Source organism: Marinomonas sp., assembly GCF_965225885.1.
Classification (GTDB): Bacteria; Pseudomonadota; Gammaproteobacteria; order Pseudomonadales; family Marinomonadaceae; genus Marinomonas.
The window spans coordinates 1,038,335-1,051,817 of record NZ_OZ245329.1; the positions used below are offsets into that span (position 1 = coordinate 1,038,335).

General features: G+C 42.5%; 16 protein-coding genes. 8 read left to right on the plus strand and 8 right to left on the minus strand.

Annotated features, from left to right (window positions below):
- Position 1: 1 nt before the first annotated feature.
- Positions 2-1,618 carry a methyl-accepting chemotaxis protein gene (locus ACO05V_RS04705; RefSeq protein ID WP_421848011.1) on the minus strand — a complete coding sequence of 539 codons (1,617 nt, stop codon included), beginning with the start codon at positions 1,616-1,618 and terminating at the stop codon, positions 2-4.
- A gap of 271 nt (positions 1,619-1,889) precedes the next feature.
- Here ACO05V_RS04705 and ACO05V_RS04710 point away from each other — a divergent pair, with 271 nt between their 5' ends.
- Positions 1,890-2,099: a hypothetical protein gene (locus ACO05V_RS04710; RefSeq protein ID WP_421848013.1), complete on the plus strand. Its 210-nt coding sequence runs from the start codon at positions 1,890-1,892 to the stop codon at positions 2,097-2,099.
- Positions 2,100-2,108: 9 nt separating this feature from the next.
- Here the strand turns inward: ACO05V_RS04710 and ACO05V_RS04715 are convergent, their stop codons facing one another.
- Positions 2,109-2,738 (minus strand): glutathione S-transferase family protein, encoded by a 630-nt coding sequence (locus ACO05V_RS04715; RefSeq protein WP_421848015.1) that lies wholly within the window; start codon positions 2,736-2,738, stop codon positions 2,109-2,111.
- A gap of 118 nt (positions 2,739-2,856) precedes the next feature.
- On the opposite strand from ACO05V_RS04715, the gene ACO05V_RS04720 reads away from it, so the two are divergent.
- On the plus strand, positions 2,857-3,714 hold the full coding sequence (locus tag ACO05V_RS04720; RefSeq protein ID WP_421848017.1) for a LysR family transcriptional regulator: 858 nt from the start codon (positions 2,857-2,859) through the stop codon (positions 3,712-3,714).
- A gap of 12 nt (positions 3,715-3,726) precedes the next feature.
- On the opposite strand, the gene ACO05V_RS04725 is transcribed toward ACO05V_RS04720, so the two are convergent.
- Both ACO05V_RS04725 and ACO05V_RS04730 read right to left on the minus strand, forming a co-directional pair.
- A complete protein-coding gene (locus ACO05V_RS04725) occupies positions 3,727-4,005 on the minus strand; it encodes a putative quinol monooxygenase (RefSeq protein ID WP_421848019.1) in 279 nt (92 codons plus the stop codon).
- Between the two features lie 11 nt (positions 4,006-4,016).
- Positions 4,017-4,934, minus strand: a complete 918-nt coding sequence (locus tag ACO05V_RS04730; protein ID WP_421848021.1) for a DMT family transporter — start codon at positions 4,932-4,934, stop codon at positions 4,017-4,019.
- A 158-nt stretch (positions 4,935-5,092) separates the two neighbouring features.
- On the opposite strand from ACO05V_RS04730, the gene ACO05V_RS04735 reads away from it, so the two are divergent.
- The 6 genes from ACO05V_RS04735 (at position 5,093) to ACO05V_RS04760 (ending at position 10,592) form a co-directional block, all read left to right on the plus strand.
- Positions 5,093-5,554: an Lrp/AsnC family transcriptional regulator gene (locus tag ACO05V_RS04735; RefSeq protein ID WP_421848023.1), complete on the plus strand. Its 462-nt coding sequence runs from the start codon at positions 5,093-5,095 to the stop codon at positions 5,552-5,554.
- Between the two features lie 98 nt (positions 5,555-5,652).
- Entirely contained in the window at positions 5,653-6,105 is a 453-nt protein-coding gene (locus tag ACO05V_RS04740) for a MarR family winged helix-turn-helix transcriptional regulator (RefSeq protein WP_421848025.1), read from the plus strand.
- 136 nt (positions 6,106-6,241) lie between these two features.
- The gene (locus tag ACO05V_RS04745) at positions 6,242-6,664 is read left to right on the plus strand and encodes an organic hydroperoxide resistance protein (protein WP_421848027.1); all 423 of its coding nucleotides are present in this window, start codon (positions 6,242-6,244) and stop codon (positions 6,662-6,664) included.
- A 401-nt stretch (positions 6,665-7,065) separates the two neighbouring features.
- Positions 7,066-8,952: a methyl-accepting chemotaxis protein gene (locus ACO05V_RS04750; protein ID WP_421848029.1), complete on the plus strand. Its 1,887-nt coding sequence runs from the start codon at positions 7,066-7,068 to the stop codon at positions 8,950-8,952.
- A 69-nt stretch (positions 8,953-9,021) separates the two neighbouring features.
- Positions 9,022-10,122, plus strand: coding sequence for an SMP-30/gluconolactonase/LRE family protein (locus ACO05V_RS04755; RefSeq protein ID WP_421848031.1), 1,101 nt, complete (start codon positions 9,022-9,024; stop codon positions 10,120-10,122).
- Between the two features lie 161 nt (positions 10,123-10,283).
- Positions 10,284-10,592: a 4a-hydroxytetrahydrobiopterin dehydratase gene (locus tag ACO05V_RS04760; protein ID WP_421848033.1), complete on the plus strand. Its 309-nt coding sequence runs from the start codon at positions 10,284-10,286 to the stop codon at positions 10,590-10,592.
- A 45-nt stretch (positions 10,593-10,637) separates the two neighbouring features.
- On the opposite strand, the gene ACO05V_RS04765 is transcribed toward ACO05V_RS04760, so the two are convergent.
- The 4 genes from ACO05V_RS04765 to ACO05V_RS04780 all read right to left on the minus strand — a co-directional run bounded on the left by ACO05V_RS04765 (position 10,638) and on the right by ACO05V_RS04780 (position 13,402).
- Positions 10,638-11,270: a helix-turn-helix transcriptional regulator gene (locus ACO05V_RS04765; protein ID WP_421848035.1), complete on the minus strand. Its 633-nt coding sequence runs from the start codon at positions 11,268-11,270 to the stop codon at positions 10,638-10,640.
- A gap of 116 nt (positions 11,271-11,386) precedes the next feature.
- Positions 11,387-12,214 (minus strand): amidohydrolase family protein, encoded by an 828-nt coding sequence (locus tag ACO05V_RS04770; protein WP_421848037.1) that lies wholly within the window; start codon positions 12,212-12,214, stop codon positions 11,387-11,389.
- Positions 12,204-12,641, minus strand: coding sequence for an RbsD/FucU family protein (locus ACO05V_RS04775; protein ID WP_421848039.1), 438 nt, complete (start codon positions 12,639-12,641; stop codon positions 12,204-12,206). The genes ACO05V_RS04770 and ACO05V_RS04775 overlap by 11 nt, the downstream gene beginning before the upstream one ends.
- Before the next feature lie 68 nt (positions 12,642-12,709).
- Entirely contained in the window at positions 12,710-13,402 is a 693-nt protein-coding gene (locus tag ACO05V_RS04780; protein ID WP_137168990.1) for a GntR family transcriptional regulator, read from the minus strand.
- Positions 13,403-13,483 lie beyond the last annotated feature (81 nt).

Sequence of the window (13,483 nt, forward strand, 5' to 3'; positions counted from 1 at the left end):
ATTACACCGTGAAGCGTTTCACTTGTCCGGCAAGTTCGTCGGAGTTGCTTAAGGTTTGATGAACCGAATGGCTGATGCGTTTGGATATTTCCATAACGTCTTTCGACATGCTGGCAAGATTCGAGAGGTTCTCGTTTATCTCATCAGTGACCTTGCTTTGCTCTTCGGTCGCACTGGCGGTTTGCGCGGTAAAGTCATAAATTCGTCCTGCGGATGTTTTCACCACAGCAATGGATTCCATGGTTTTACGAGAAAGAGACACGCTGGTGCCAGCCATATCGACACTTTGAGTAATCGAACTTACCGCATTGCTCACCCCAGACTGTAAGTCATTGATCATCTTCTGAATGTCTTCGGTAGAGGCTTGGGTCTTGCTGGCCAGTTCACGCACTTCGTCGGCAACGACGGCAAAGCCTCGGCCTTGTTCGCCAGCTCGTGCGGCTTCTATTGCAGCGTTTAGTGCAAGTAAATTGGTTTGCTCGGAAATACCAAGGATGACATCTAACACCGATGCAATTTTATCGGATCGTTCTGAAAGTTGATTGATGACGTCTGCCGCTCCTTTGATTTGTGCTGCAAGATTGTCAAGCTGAGAAATTGCGCTGTCTAATTGCTTCACGCCATCATCTGCAGAGCGGTTTAATGCTTCTACTTCCGATACGGTATCGGCAGCATTTTGCGCAACTTCTCGAGTGGCGCCACCCATTTCTTCCACAGCCGTTACCACAAAATCAAGAGATTGATGTTGGCGTTCGCTCAGATCGGCAGATTCAGAAGCAGATTCGCCTAAATTGAACATTTCTTGGCGGATGTGCTCGCAACCATGACGAACCTGGCCGATCAAGCTGCCTAGTCGTGCGACAAAGCCATCTAGCTCTCGACTTAATTCTCCTGTTTCATCTGCTTTGGTGCTGTTAATACGGCGAGTTAAATCACCGTCTCCAGAGCTAATTTGTCGGACGCCGAAAGTCACTAACTTGATGGCTTTAGAAATATTTCGAGGGGCAAACCATGCGAGTAAGACACTCAGCAATAGAGCAAAAATAGCAAAGACGCCAACAACCATTTTGAAGGTGTTAGTGAATTCATTGATGGCCTGATTTTCTAGCTCAGAGTATTTGCTGATCAGCTCCTCAGAATGGTCGTATAGCGTCCGCAACTCGATGAAATTTGTTTGGTTTTCACCAATAAAAAGAATCATTGCCGCATCGGGATTATCTTTCATTGATTGGATGATATTGAGATTGCCAGTAAGCCAATTTTTATAGAGAGTGTCGAAATTTGCCAATAGCTGGGATATTTCACCTATGTCAGTCGTCAGTGTTCGAAATTGCTGCATGCGATCCAAGGCCTGCTTAGCATTTAATAACGTCAACTCCTCTAATTCTTTCGCACCTTTTGAGTTGTGCTCGAATACTAAGGTTGCTAGTGCGAGACGTGACTGATACAAATCTCTATCGGCATTTTGAATCAATGACGTCCCCGAGGCGTACTTGCCCATGCTATTTTGCAAGTAACTGACTAATGTTTCTGTTGAAATTATGACCAGTAGGAAAACCAACGCCAACCCGCCAAATATTAATGTATAACGGCCTCTTATTGTCTGTAGCATCTTCATGAATTTATCCCTGTGTTTGAAGTCTTTAGAAACCAGAAAATGGTTATTCTTTCCTTGCTATACAGCTGTCTTTTTCAAACTGTCCTTTTCATATAGACGACATCAATTAGACAATAGCGCTCTATTAAAAATGGCACTTGGGATTGAAGCGCGCAAGCTATGGGTTGGTCATTTTTTAAACAAATTGTAACTTTTTGCAAAGAACAATGTTGTGGTAAACAATTACTCTTTGATTCGAGTTAATAAAATAACCAAAAAGGAGAAATGAAAAATGTCGGAGTATTTTGCCACTGTAGAATGGAAGCGTGGCTCGCAGGTTTTTTCGGACAAAAAATACAGCCGCGCCCATGAATGGCAATTCGAAGGTGGCGTGGTCGTGCCAGCTTCATCAAAAGTCCTTCATCGCCAATCCCATGAAGCCTGTTTTATCGCTAATTCGGTCTTAACCGAAGTTCAAGTAGATGAGGCTTTTTGTGTTTGAGTTGTGACCTTAGTCTTGGGTAATGGGAATAAACCAATCCAAGGCTTCAATCTTTTTAATCCAGCGTTGAATATTTGGGTATTCAGACAACTGATAAGAGCCGCCTTCCTCTGCCACATGGGTGTAAGGGAACAAGCAAATATCAGCTAGAGTCATGGAATCGCCCACTAGAAACGCTTGTGTTGCCAATGTTTCTTCCATTTGTTTCAACGCCGCGTGACCTTGTTGAATACGATCTGGCAGCATTTGTTTTTTTAGATCCGTCATGGCGTTGTGAGTCAGCCAAAAACGCGGCGAAGCGATGTTGGGCTCGTGGCTGTATTGTTCCCAGAATAGCCATTTATAGACCTTGGCTCTAAGGATGGCATCGGTTGGTAACAAGGCAGATTTGTGTTGTTCAGCAAGATTATACTGTTCTGTAAGATATAAGAGTACCGCGTTGCTCTCGCTCAAGCATTGTCCATCATCTAATTCTAATACCGGAATTTTACCGTTTGGGTTCATCGCCAAAAAGGATTCAGTGTGTGTTTCTCCTTTGGTAATGTCATATTGTTTTAACGTCACTTTCAGACCTAAACATGCGCATAACAAACGGATTTTATAACCGTTTCCTGAGGGTAAAAAATCGTGCAGAATCATAAGTCTTTCCTTCTTAATAGATGGTTTGATCTTGCGATAAGACAGAAACAGAAAAAAGCCAATTAAATTGACGGCTGGCATAACGCTTTTTGATGAATCCTCAAAAGAGAAAATAGCATTGGATACGGAACTATTAAAAACCCTTGTAGCGATTGTCGATCACGGCAGTTTCCAGCGCGCCGCTATGCAGACCTTTCGCACGCCATCGGCTATCAGCATGCAAATGAAGCGGCTGGAAGAGCAAGTCGGTACCGAACTGTTTTGTAAACAGGGTCGAGATCAAGTGCTTACCGAAGACGGCCAACAGCTGGTGCATTACGCACGGCGAATCTTGCAGCTGCAAGAAAGCGCGTTGCAATCTATCAAAGGCCCACAGCAAGGTGTCTTGCTCAATCTGGGTTGTCCGAATGATTACGTGGCGAATTTATTGATCGTCATTATGTCTGTCATGGAAACGATGCAACCTAATATCCGCTTTCGAATTCGTACAGGCACATCCGCTGAACTAAGAGAATTGATGGACAAAGGTGAAGTGGATTTAGCCTTGGTCACGCGCACTCCAGACAGCGACGAAGGCTTAACTTTGTTTCAAGACAGGGGCGTTTGGGTGGCGAAAAAAGGTTTTGATTGGACGTCGATGAATCCTTTGTCATTGGCGTTATACGAATCGAGCTGTAAATTTCATTCTAGTGCCGTCGATGGTTTGCAGAAGAAAGGCACGGATTATCAACTGTATTGCGTCACCGCCAATCTCACCCTTATTGAAAGCCTGTTGATGGCCGAAAAAGCCATCTCCGCCATCGCCAGCATCAGCGTGAGTGACTCACTAGACATCATCGAAAGCGATTTATTGCCTGCCTTGCCCGCGGTACAAATTGCGTTTTCACGCTCGGCCTCCGCTCCAGATTGGCTAACGGTTGCTTGGATCGAAGAAGTGATTGAACGAGTGATTAGGGAAACGGAAAGGGTAGGTTAATTGGCTTTATATTTACGCTTCAGTAACCGTATAAAACCGCTCAACATTTTTCGTCACTTTACCCCAATGAGACGCTTTCACCCTGGTTTGATGTTTTTCAAATGCGGCTTTGTCGGTGAATTCTTCATACACATCAAAGCGTTGTGGGTTGGTTGAATCTCTGGTCATAGTGAAGGTGATGCAACCTTCTTCTTGATGAGTTAGCGCGATGTGGTTTGGTAGCTCCGTCAATACCGCGTCTAGATCTTCTCTAGGTACTTCAATATGGCCGCTTAAGGTTATTTTTGCCATGGTCGTTCGTCCTATCGTTTCTGTGTCAGTGGAAGTGCCCAATTAAATTTTACTGCGCTGACGGCCAGTAATATCAATATCACGCCGAGTATTTGCGTTGGACTAATGTGGGTCGAAAAGGCAAAGTGATCGACAAACAGAGCCGTGATCGGATAAATAAACGACAGCAAGGCAATCAGGCTGGTGGGCAGTTTTTGAAAGCTGTCGTACATGATGATGTACATAAATCCCGTTAGCACAGCACCAAGAATCAATAGATCGATCCATTGGTTGGTTTGCGATGGTAAATTACCAAAATCCGCGAAAGGCAAGAGCATAAAGATACCAACGATCACCTGTACCAAGGCCACAAAAGTTGAAGGTACTTGGCTGACTTTTTTAGTAACAAGCGTGGTCACGGTATAAAGTAGCGCTGCGCCCAAGGCGAGTAATAAGCCAAATAATGCAGAAGAACCGTCGCTGCTTGCTTCACCTGAGAAGAGTGCACTTATCTCGTTTAGGTCTAATTCCACGATCAAAAACAAACCGACGAACGCCAAGGCAAGCCAGAATAACAGGCTACCCGACAGTTTCTCTTTGGTGATTAACGCGCCTGTTAGCACTAAAAATAACGGTTGCATGTGATAGACTACGGTGGCGATAGAAAACGGAATATAGTTGAAGGAGGCAAACAGAAATATCCAGTTTCCTACCAAGGTGACGCCACCCAAAATAATCATCAACAACACGCTGCGCTGAAAATATTCGCGACGAATAAGATCCGCATAATAAGCATAGCCGCCTAAAACAAGCGCTCCGATGGCACAGCGGAAAAACACCACATTCCAAAACGCTTGGCCTGAACTGATAACAAAATAGCCAATGGTGCCAGATAACATCATGGCTAGAATGAGCTCGACGCTGCCGATTGTGTTACTTGAACGATTCATTGCTGACTCCTCGTAGTGACCTCTGATTTTAAGCGCTCCGGTGAGTACCTTTTTTAGAGGAAGTGTTCTATGGTGAATAGAATAAAGCCGAAATCTTGACTTTGGCAGATATAAAAATAGATAAATACAACAAAGTACTGTCTATATCGGAGGTAAAAATGCGAAATAACCTTAGAAAAGAAGAATTCGTTTTAGATGGCATTGATACAAAGTTAATTGAACTACTTTACGCGAACGCAAGAACACCAGTAAGCGAGCTGGCTCGTGCCGTCGGAATGACCGCTCCAAGCGTTAATGAACGACTCAAGCGATTAGAAGAAAGCGGCGTGATTTCTGGCTATCGAGTGGAAGTGAATCCCGTCGTGCTGGGCTATAGCTTAATGGCGATTGTGCGTATGCGTCAGCTACCGGGTAAATTAAAAGCCTTAGAAGCGCTGATCAGCTCGATCCCAGAATTTGTCGAATGCGATAAGGTTACAGGAGAAGATTGTTACGTCGCTCGCTTGTATTTAAAAGACATCAGCGAACTAGACCCGATTCTTGACTGTATCTCAGAACTGGCGGACACCAATACCGCGATTGTGAAATCCACTCCAGTAACTCGGCGACTGTTGGTATAAGGTGTGTCGTTGGAGCGAGAAAAAGAGTAGAATCCTTAACTATTATCGCTATAACTATTCGTGCAACTATCAATGCGTATAACCATCAATGAGAGCTTATGACTGCTGACAATTCTTTATTCCCCAACAATCCACTATTGCTCGACAATCAATTGTGTTTTGCCTTGTACTCGACGTCTCTTGCGATGACGCAGTTCTATAAAGAACCACTTTCTGCCATAGGTCTGACCTACCCGCAATATACGGTGATGTTGATTTTGTGGGAACAAGATGGGGTGAGTTTGAAGCATATCAGCGATGCGCTTGGGCAAAAATCTGGTGCGCTAACGCCAGTTATAAAACGTATGGAAGCCGATGGTTTAGTGCAGCGCTTACGGGGTGTAGATGATGATCGTAGCTTGAGTATTGCTTTGACTGAAAAAGGAAAAAAGCTGCGCGAGCAAGGTTTAGAAGTAAACCGTTGTGTTGCTGAAGCCTGTGGAATTGATATGGATGAAGTGGTGGCTTTACGTGAACAGCTAGTTGCCCTTAGGAAAAAACTTGTAAAATAATGATTGCACAATAATAGTTATTGCAATAACATAAATTCAACAGCTCAGGTAACTGAGCTTTTATTTACCTACAATATTATCGCGATAATTATTATTCAGATAACTTAATGCAACAATACATTTTAGGAGCAATATTATGCAAGCAGTTTATAGCGCAACAGCAACCTCTACTGGTGGCCGCGATGGTCGTTCTATTACATCTGACAACAAATTGGATCTTGCTCTAAGCACGCCAAAAGAATTGGGCGGCGCGGGTGGTGAAGGCACTAACCCTGAGCAACTTTTCGCTGCTGGTTATTCTGCTTGTTTTATCGGCGCATTGAAGTTGGTCGCATCACAACAGAAAGTAAAAGTGCCTAATGACGTTAACGTCACAGCAACTATCGGTATCGGTGCAAACACCAAAGGTGAAGGTTTTACTATCTGCGCAGATTTAGAAGTGAATGTTCCAGGCGTAGAAAAAGAGGTTGTTGAGCAACTAGTTGAAGCCGCTCATAAAGTTTGCCCATATTCAAACGCAACGCGTGGCAACATTGATGTGAACTTCACGATCAAGTAAAACACTCGTAACACCTGCACAGATCAATGTTTAGTAAAAATGTACTCAAAATGCTGCTTTAACCTATATGAAGAAAATGTAAAGTAATGTAATCTTCATGTAGGTTTGGCTAGGGAAGCATCTTCAAAATGGAATTTTGAGTACATACTTCAATGACTCATTTCCTTTAAAAGTAAGTTCCGAATTTCACTTTGTTATAACGTGAGTTCTGGCCCTTTATGTTGTGTGTTTCGTTACTCTTTCTTAGGTCTTCACCGATTTCTGCCGTGATGACTGATAATATAATCTTTCTGTCACTATTTGCTTATAAGCTATTAACAGGTTGATTTGTATCGTTTTTTCATTTGAGAAAACGGTGTTCGAGTTTCTAAAGACAATACTAGCGATAAAGGACATAAGCTATGAAACTTACTTTAAAAAATAGAATTCTATTTTTTACTTTGTGCCTTATTCTTATCATTTCAGGAGTGTTAACTTGGAATGGATACAGCCGATTCAGTTCATTTAACAGCGAATATGCCCTTGAAGGCCAAAAAGTAGAAACTATTTTGGTGGCGGCCGCTTTAGATCAAAATATCAATTCCTACTTTGGGGCTTTGAAAAGTTTCCATGTCGATTTTAATGATGACCTAGAGTTTGCTAATGAAAAGCAGGTCACAGACGCACTGGCTTTATTAAAAAATACCAATCCTCATATTCAGGCTGCTTTTGTTGCGCTTAAAAATGGTAAATCTTTCGAAGGCGATCGTTTTTTTCCCGGATTTAATGCCAAAGAATTAAAAAAAGAATGGTATGTGCGCGCTTTTGCAGGTGAAAAAAACATCATTACAAAAGCGTATTTTGGTGAAGGCGAGCAAGCTGACGTTTTTGCCTTGGCGTCACCAATTTATCGAAATGGCAACGTAATTGCGGTGGTTTGTGTCACTTTAAAAGTGTCGGAGATTACGCGCTTTATCGAAGGGTTAACGGAAAAAAATCAACTCTTTGTCTTTGATGAGAGTGGCTATGTTGTCTCGGCTCCTCAGAAAGATTTGTTAGGCAAAAACATTTATCAAATACGTCCTGCTTATTCTAAGTTTGACGGAAAAAATCCAGTACTGAATTACACTATCGATGGTCGTGATGTGACTGCTTTTGAAGGCAAGTTGCAGGATCGAGATTGGAAAGTGGTTTCATATACTTGGGACGATGTTATTTCTGCCCCTAGTAAAAGTATGCTGATAGGTTCCATTTCCATTTTTGCTGTTTTAATTATTATTGCGCTTTGCATCGTGTATTACGGCGTGATTAATCTGGTTTACAAACCCATTGGCGGTGAACCAAAAGAAATTTCAGATATTATTTCTCGTATTGCAAAAGGCGATTTATCGCAAAAATTAGAAGACAACGGTAACGAAACTGGTATTTATGCGTCGATTATTACTTTAAACCAAAAGCTATCCGAGATTATTCGCGGCAGTCTGTCTATCTCTGACAATGTGGCTTCTGCTTCTGAAGAGTTAACGCTGGTGATGAAGAGTACCGCGGACAATTCTGAAGAAGAATTGAAAGAAGTTGAGTCAATCGCCAATGCGGTGAATGAATTATCGAATGCTTCGGAAGAAGTCAGTGCAAACGCGGTTCAGGCGGAAGACCAAGCGAATAAAGCCATAGAAAGTGTAACCAAAGGCCATCAAGGCTTAGAAAAATCCATCGGTTTAACACATACCATCAATACTACGTTTAATGAAACGGCAGAGATGATCGCCAAGTTAAGAGATGAAACGCTCAACATCGGCGAGGTAACCAATGTGATTAGTGCCATTTCAGAGCAAACCAATTTGCTGGCGCTTAATGCTGCTATTGAAGCGGCACGTGCAGGTGAACAAGGCCGAGGTTTTGCGGTCGTGGCAGACGAAGTTCGCAGTCTGGCGGCCAAAACGAAAGAATCCACAGCAACGATCCAAACCATCATTGCTACCTTGCAAGATCAGTCTAAGAGAGCCAATGACAACATGGTTGAGAATGTGAAGGCAATTCAATCGTCAGTTGAACTCTCTGAAGATGTTAAGCGTTCTTTCGATGAGCTTTCGACTTACGTTCGTGCTATTTCAGACATCAACACTCTGGTTGCGGCGGCTTCTCAAGAGCAATTCAATGTGACGGCGGATATCAATAAAAACACCTCTAACACCGTCGATTTGGTGAATCAGAACGTGTCTGCCATTAATCAGACCCAACAGGCCGCAAAAGAACTGGCTCAACTGGCATTAAATCAAAAAGATACGCTTGCTTTCTTTAAGCATTAATTGGAATGGCCTAGCTATTGAAATAGTTTGTGCGAAGACCGCAATGGATTGAACAGGGAGTAAAGATAAATGGAAAAAACAAAGCCAATAGAGCTGTCTAAGGAAGAAGTGACTACTTCTCGTCGGGACTTCTTTAAAAAAACCGCCGCGCTTTCTGGTGTTGCATTAGGCGGTTCTGTGTTATCAGGTAAGCTTTTAGCTGAGCCGCTAAGCTTAGGTTATCCGGATGCTCATGTAAAAATTCTAGATGAAAGCTTCTCTAAATATCGGCTCTTTAACGCCAGTGTTGAAAAACTAGCGACGGGAATGCGATGGGCTGAAGGCCCAGTATGGAGTGGTGATGGCCGCTACCTTTTGGTTAGTGACATTGCGAATAATTGCATTATGCGATGGGATGAAATTACCAATCAACTCAATGTCTATCGCCATAAATCCAACTACTCAAATGGCCTTTGTCGAGATCTTGAAGGTCGTCTGATAACTTGCGAAGGGTCGACCTCTGATTCTGAGGGGCGTCGAGTCACCAGAACAGAGCATAATGGCAAGATTACGGTTCTAGCGGATAATTTTGAAGGAAAACGTTTTAACTCACCCAATGACGTGGTGGTGAAACGAGATGGTTCTATTTGGTTTACCGATCCACCATTTCAAGCTGGTAGTATGTATGAAGGTCATATAATTCAAACAGAGCTGCCGGATGCGGTTTATCGTATTGATGGTGAAACCGGAGATTTAATTCAGGTTATCAAGAATGTGGCTGGGCCGAACGGATTATGTTTTTCACCAGATGAATCCATTTTGTACGTGGTCGAGTGTTTGTCACAACCAAGAAAAGTCTGGGCTTATGACGTTAACCTTAATGGCACTCTGGGGAATCGTAACGCAATTATATCGGATGTTGCTCATGCTGCGTTTGATGGTATCAAATGTGATCAAGACGGTAATTTATGGTGTGGTTGGGGTAGTGACGGTTCGGCAAGTCAGAACCCTGAAGGACTGAACGGCGTCATGATTTTCAATAAACAGGGTAAGCCGATTGGCCATATTAAATTGCCTGAATATTGCGCCAATATTTGTTTTGGTGGGACGGAAGGCAACCGACTCTTTATGGCAAGCTCACATTCTATCTATTCTTTGTATGTAAATACGCGAGGAGCAACTTTCGTATAACAATGTGAAGCTCATTGCGTGATTCCTAAAATCCCTTTTGTATTAATCTGTAGAAGGTAACCTGCAGAAGGGATTTTTTGTCTCGTTTTAATCATGGTCTTAACCGACTACACTGATGCTTGGTATGACAATTTTCTTATTTAAAATAGAGGTAAAAAAGCATGGCACATCGAAAGCTCGAACAGCATGAGATAGAGCAAGCACTTAACCAATTAAATACAGAAGCGTCACAAGATTGGTCGATTGAAGACGAAAAACTCAGTAAAACCTTTAAATTCAAAGACTTTCAGCACGCTTTTGGTTTTATGACCATGTGCGCCATCTACGCAGAAAAGAAAGATCATCATCCTGAATGGTTTAATGTTTACAACAAAGTCAGCATCCAATTAACGACTCACGATGTATCTGGAATTTCCAATAAAGACTTTGATCTTGCTAAGAAAATGGAAGCCTTTGCATTGTCTGTGTAACTGGTATTTTACGATAATACGCAGGCTCTTGTTTCTATCATTGTCTTAATTAGTAAGAATAGCGGCTAGCAACTGGCTAGAAGTCGGAACCAGACCCACTTTGATCTCGAAAGGTTTGAACACCTTATTGATGATTTCTGCAGTGTAATTGCCTTTGTCGTTTTCGATTTCTGATAAGGTTTTACGAGAGACGCCACACAGTTTTGTGTAGGCGTCTTGTCTAATGCCCAAAACGCCAACGCGTAATTCACGCAGAGCCTCGCCTTGTGTCATTTCATCCAACAATAAACGCTTGATGATCTGGTTAATCGCGATCAGCTGCTCTTCTTTTGTCATTGGCTCTAAGCTTTTAGATGCACGTTGACGAGTGGTATTTGATGATTCTGGCTTGTCTGCCTCAATAACAACTGGGCTTTCTGGGATGCTTTCAATTTTGTCATCAACAGCACTTTCTGCTGCTTTTTTAGTTTTGCTTTTCTTCGGCGTTGGGATCTCAGCAACATTGGCTTCTACCGTATTGGCAGGTGCGATAATGTCAGGCTGTGAATCTTTCTTCTCTTTAGTCTGTTTCTTATTTTCCTGCTTTGCTTGTTTTTTCTTTTTTAGCTCATTTTTCTTCGATTTAGCTTTGTGTTTTTTCAGTGGTTGAGCGCTGTCTAATTGTTCTTTCATTTTCATTTTGTCGTCTCCGTAGGCTTTAGATAAAGCATAGTTGAATATTGTTAATAAAGTGAGAGTACAGAGCTAATATGACAGATAAGTAACAATAATGGTTAATGATAAAACAATTCAAATTATTTTTTTAGGCTATAAACGCGCACTGCATTGCCACCAAATACTTTTTCCTCAGATAAGCTGTTTTGTGTCAAATATAGATCAACGGTGTCGAACCATTTTGCGTAAGACGATGCCAAAAGGCTGACGGGCCAGTCGCTGCCCCAGAGGACTCTTTGTTCCCCGAAGACGTCAAAAATAGTATCGATATAAGGAAACAAATCCTGCGCTTGCCAATCACTGCTTGCTTCAGTGACGAGACCAGAAAGCTTACAAATTACGTTTGGTAAGTCTCGAAACGCACTGAGATCTGTACGCCACTGATGCAATTCACGTTCTCTAATATTGGGTTTCGCACCATGATTGATAACAACTTTTAGGTCTGGATGTTGTTCTATCAGTTGTTTTAAATTTTTTAGGTGTTGTGGTTTAACAAGAGCATCGAATACAAGTTGGTGTTGGCTTAGACTGCGTAATGTTTTAGCAACAGCAGGGCTTAGCATCCAATCAAGATCCTCAATGTCTTGGATCATTGGACGTATGCCAACTAATTTAGGATGCTTTGCTAATTCGGCTATGTGTTTTGGTGCGTCGCTATGATCAAAATTGACCCAGCCAACGACGCCTTTGATGCATTTGTATTGTTCGCTAAGCCGTAACAAAAATTGGGTTTCTGCTTCCGTTGGAGCTGCCTGAACCAACACAGTGCCATCAATATGGTGATTGTTTAGCAAGGGAAGTAAGTCATCTGGCTCGAAGTCTTTATACAGCGCAGTCGGTTCTGGTGTTAACCAGCCATAATCATTTCGTTCTAGTCGCCAGAAGTGCTGATGAGCGTCAATCCGCATGATTTATCACTCCCTTTTTGACCATAATATTTGCATAAGGCCGAATGTCAGAAGTCTGGATAATCACAAAAGCTTGTTTTGCTCTTTGGTAAAATTCAAACCGTTCAAGTCCAATTGGACGAGCGGTGAAGTTGGTTTTCTTTTGAATTATTTGTGTGAAATCCTCCACTGCTGGAGGAACGATCTCAGGGTGATCGACTGTTTCCATGGTAATAAAAGGGTTTTCAACAAAGGTATCGATAGGGAAGAGCGCGAGTATAGCGGATAAGGCTTCAGAGCTGTTTACACCGCTTAGCCTAATGCATTCTCGACCATGGCTGGTGGCTGGAAAATTGGCATCGGTGATGAGTAATTCATCACCGTGCCCCATTGCTCTCATTGCATAAAGCAGTTCGGGCGTAATGATGCTTGGTATGTGGTAAAGCATGATGTTCCTCTTATTTTTATTATGGAAAGAGTTTTTTTAGAAGACAGAACTTCTCATTATTTTGCGAATTACATTTTAAAATACTCAGCGTGAGATTCTTCCAATGGCAAAATTCTAGGGATCAGTTGGCCAATGTGATATTTCATTGCTTCCCGAGCGGCATCCACATCTTGTTCTTTGATCGCAGCAAGAATCGCCTGATGTTCTTTAACCGCCTCTGCCGGTCTACCTTCTTCCGGCAAAATCAACATACGCGCTCTCACTAAGTGTAGAGAGACGCTGTCTAACACTTGTGAAACACCGTTGAAGCCAGTGAAATTCATCAGCAGAGTGTGAAATTCTTCATCTGCTTGGTAAAAACCCACGAAGTCTTTGTCTTCCACCAATAACGCTTGCATTCGCACGTTGCGAGTCAAGGCGGCTAATTGTTCATCGCTGCGTTCTTGCGTTACTTTTTCAACGGCAGCGACTTCTAATGCCTGCCTTAAAAAGCTTGCCTCACGTATTTCATCCATTGAAAAGCACGATACTTTTGTCGCTGATTGTGGGATGACATCGACTAAACCTTCCGCAGACAGTCGAGCTAATGCTTCAGCAACGGGAGAGCGGGAAACGCCCAGCTGCTCACAAATTGCGCCTTTTCGAATCACTGTGCCGGGCGGGTATTGCATGGAAAGTATGGCCTCTCGCAATGATTGATATACCCGCTGAGACAGTGAACCGCTCAAGTTCTGGATTTTATTAAGCGATGACTCTGCCATAAATTTATTTCCTTAATACTAACATGTTAGTTGACGATTGAAATTGTTGGTGCTAGTTTGAATATACAACAACAATAATTA

Excerpts from the sequence above, each read along its gene's own strand:
- ACO05V_RS04740 (WP_421848025.1), top strand. The coding sequence starts at position 5,653 with ATGACTGCTGACAATTCTTTATTCCCCAACAATCCACTATTGCTCGAC.
- ACO05V_RS04705 (WP_421848011.1), bottom strand. The coding sequence starts at position 1,618 with ATGAAGATGCTACAGACAATAAGAGGCCGTTATACATTAATATTTGGC.
- ACO05V_RS04745 (WP_421848027.1), top strand. The coding sequence starts at position 6,242 with ATGCAAGCAGTTTATAGCGCAACAGCAACCTCTACTGGTGGCCGCGAT.
- ACO05V_RS04710 (WP_421848013.1), top strand. The coding sequence starts at position 1,890 with ATGTCGGAGTATTTTGCCACTGTAGAATGGAAGCGTGGCTCGCAGGTT.
- ACO05V_RS04760 (WP_421848033.1), top strand. The coding sequence starts at position 10,284 with ATGGCACATCGAAAGCTCGAACAGCATGAGATAGAGCAAGCACTTAAC.
- ACO05V_RS04725 (WP_421848019.1), bottom strand. The coding sequence starts at position 4,005 with ATGGCAAAAATAACCTTAAGCGGCCATATTGAAGTACCTAGAGAAGAT.
- ACO05V_RS04735 (WP_421848023.1), top strand. The coding sequence starts at position 5,093 with ATGCGAAATAACCTTAGAAAAGAAGAATTCGTTTTAGATGGCATTGAT.
- ACO05V_RS04775 (WP_421848039.1), bottom strand. The coding sequence starts at position 12,641 with ATGCTTTACCACATACCAAGCATCATTACGCCCGAACTGCTTTATGCA.
- ACO05V_RS04750 (WP_421848029.1), top strand. The coding sequence starts at position 7,066 with ATGAAACTTACTTTAAAAAATAGAATTCTATTTTTTACTTTGTGCCTT.
- ACO05V_RS04780 (WP_137168990.1), bottom strand. The coding sequence starts at position 13,402 with ATGGCAGAGTCATCGCTTAATAAAATCCAGAACTTGAGCGGTTCACTG.
- ACO05V_RS04755 (WP_421848031.1), top strand. The coding sequence starts at position 9,022 with ATGGAAAAAACAAAGCCAATAGAGCTGTCTAAGGAAGAAGTGACTACT.
- ACO05V_RS04765 (WP_421848035.1), bottom strand. The coding sequence starts at position 11,270 with ATGAAAATGAAAGAACAATTAGACAGCGCTCAACCACTGAAAAAACAC.
- ACO05V_RS04730 (WP_421848021.1), bottom strand. The coding sequence starts at position 4,934 with ATGAATCGTTCAAGTAACACAATCGGCAGCGTCGAGCTCATTCTAGCC.
- ACO05V_RS04715 (WP_421848015.1), bottom strand. The coding sequence starts at position 2,738 with ATGATTCTGCACGATTTTTTACCCTCAGGAAACGGTTATAAAATCCGT.
- ACO05V_RS04770 (WP_421848037.1), bottom strand. The coding sequence starts at position 12,214 with ATGCGGATTGACGCTCATCAGCACTTCTGGCGACTAGAACGAAATGAT.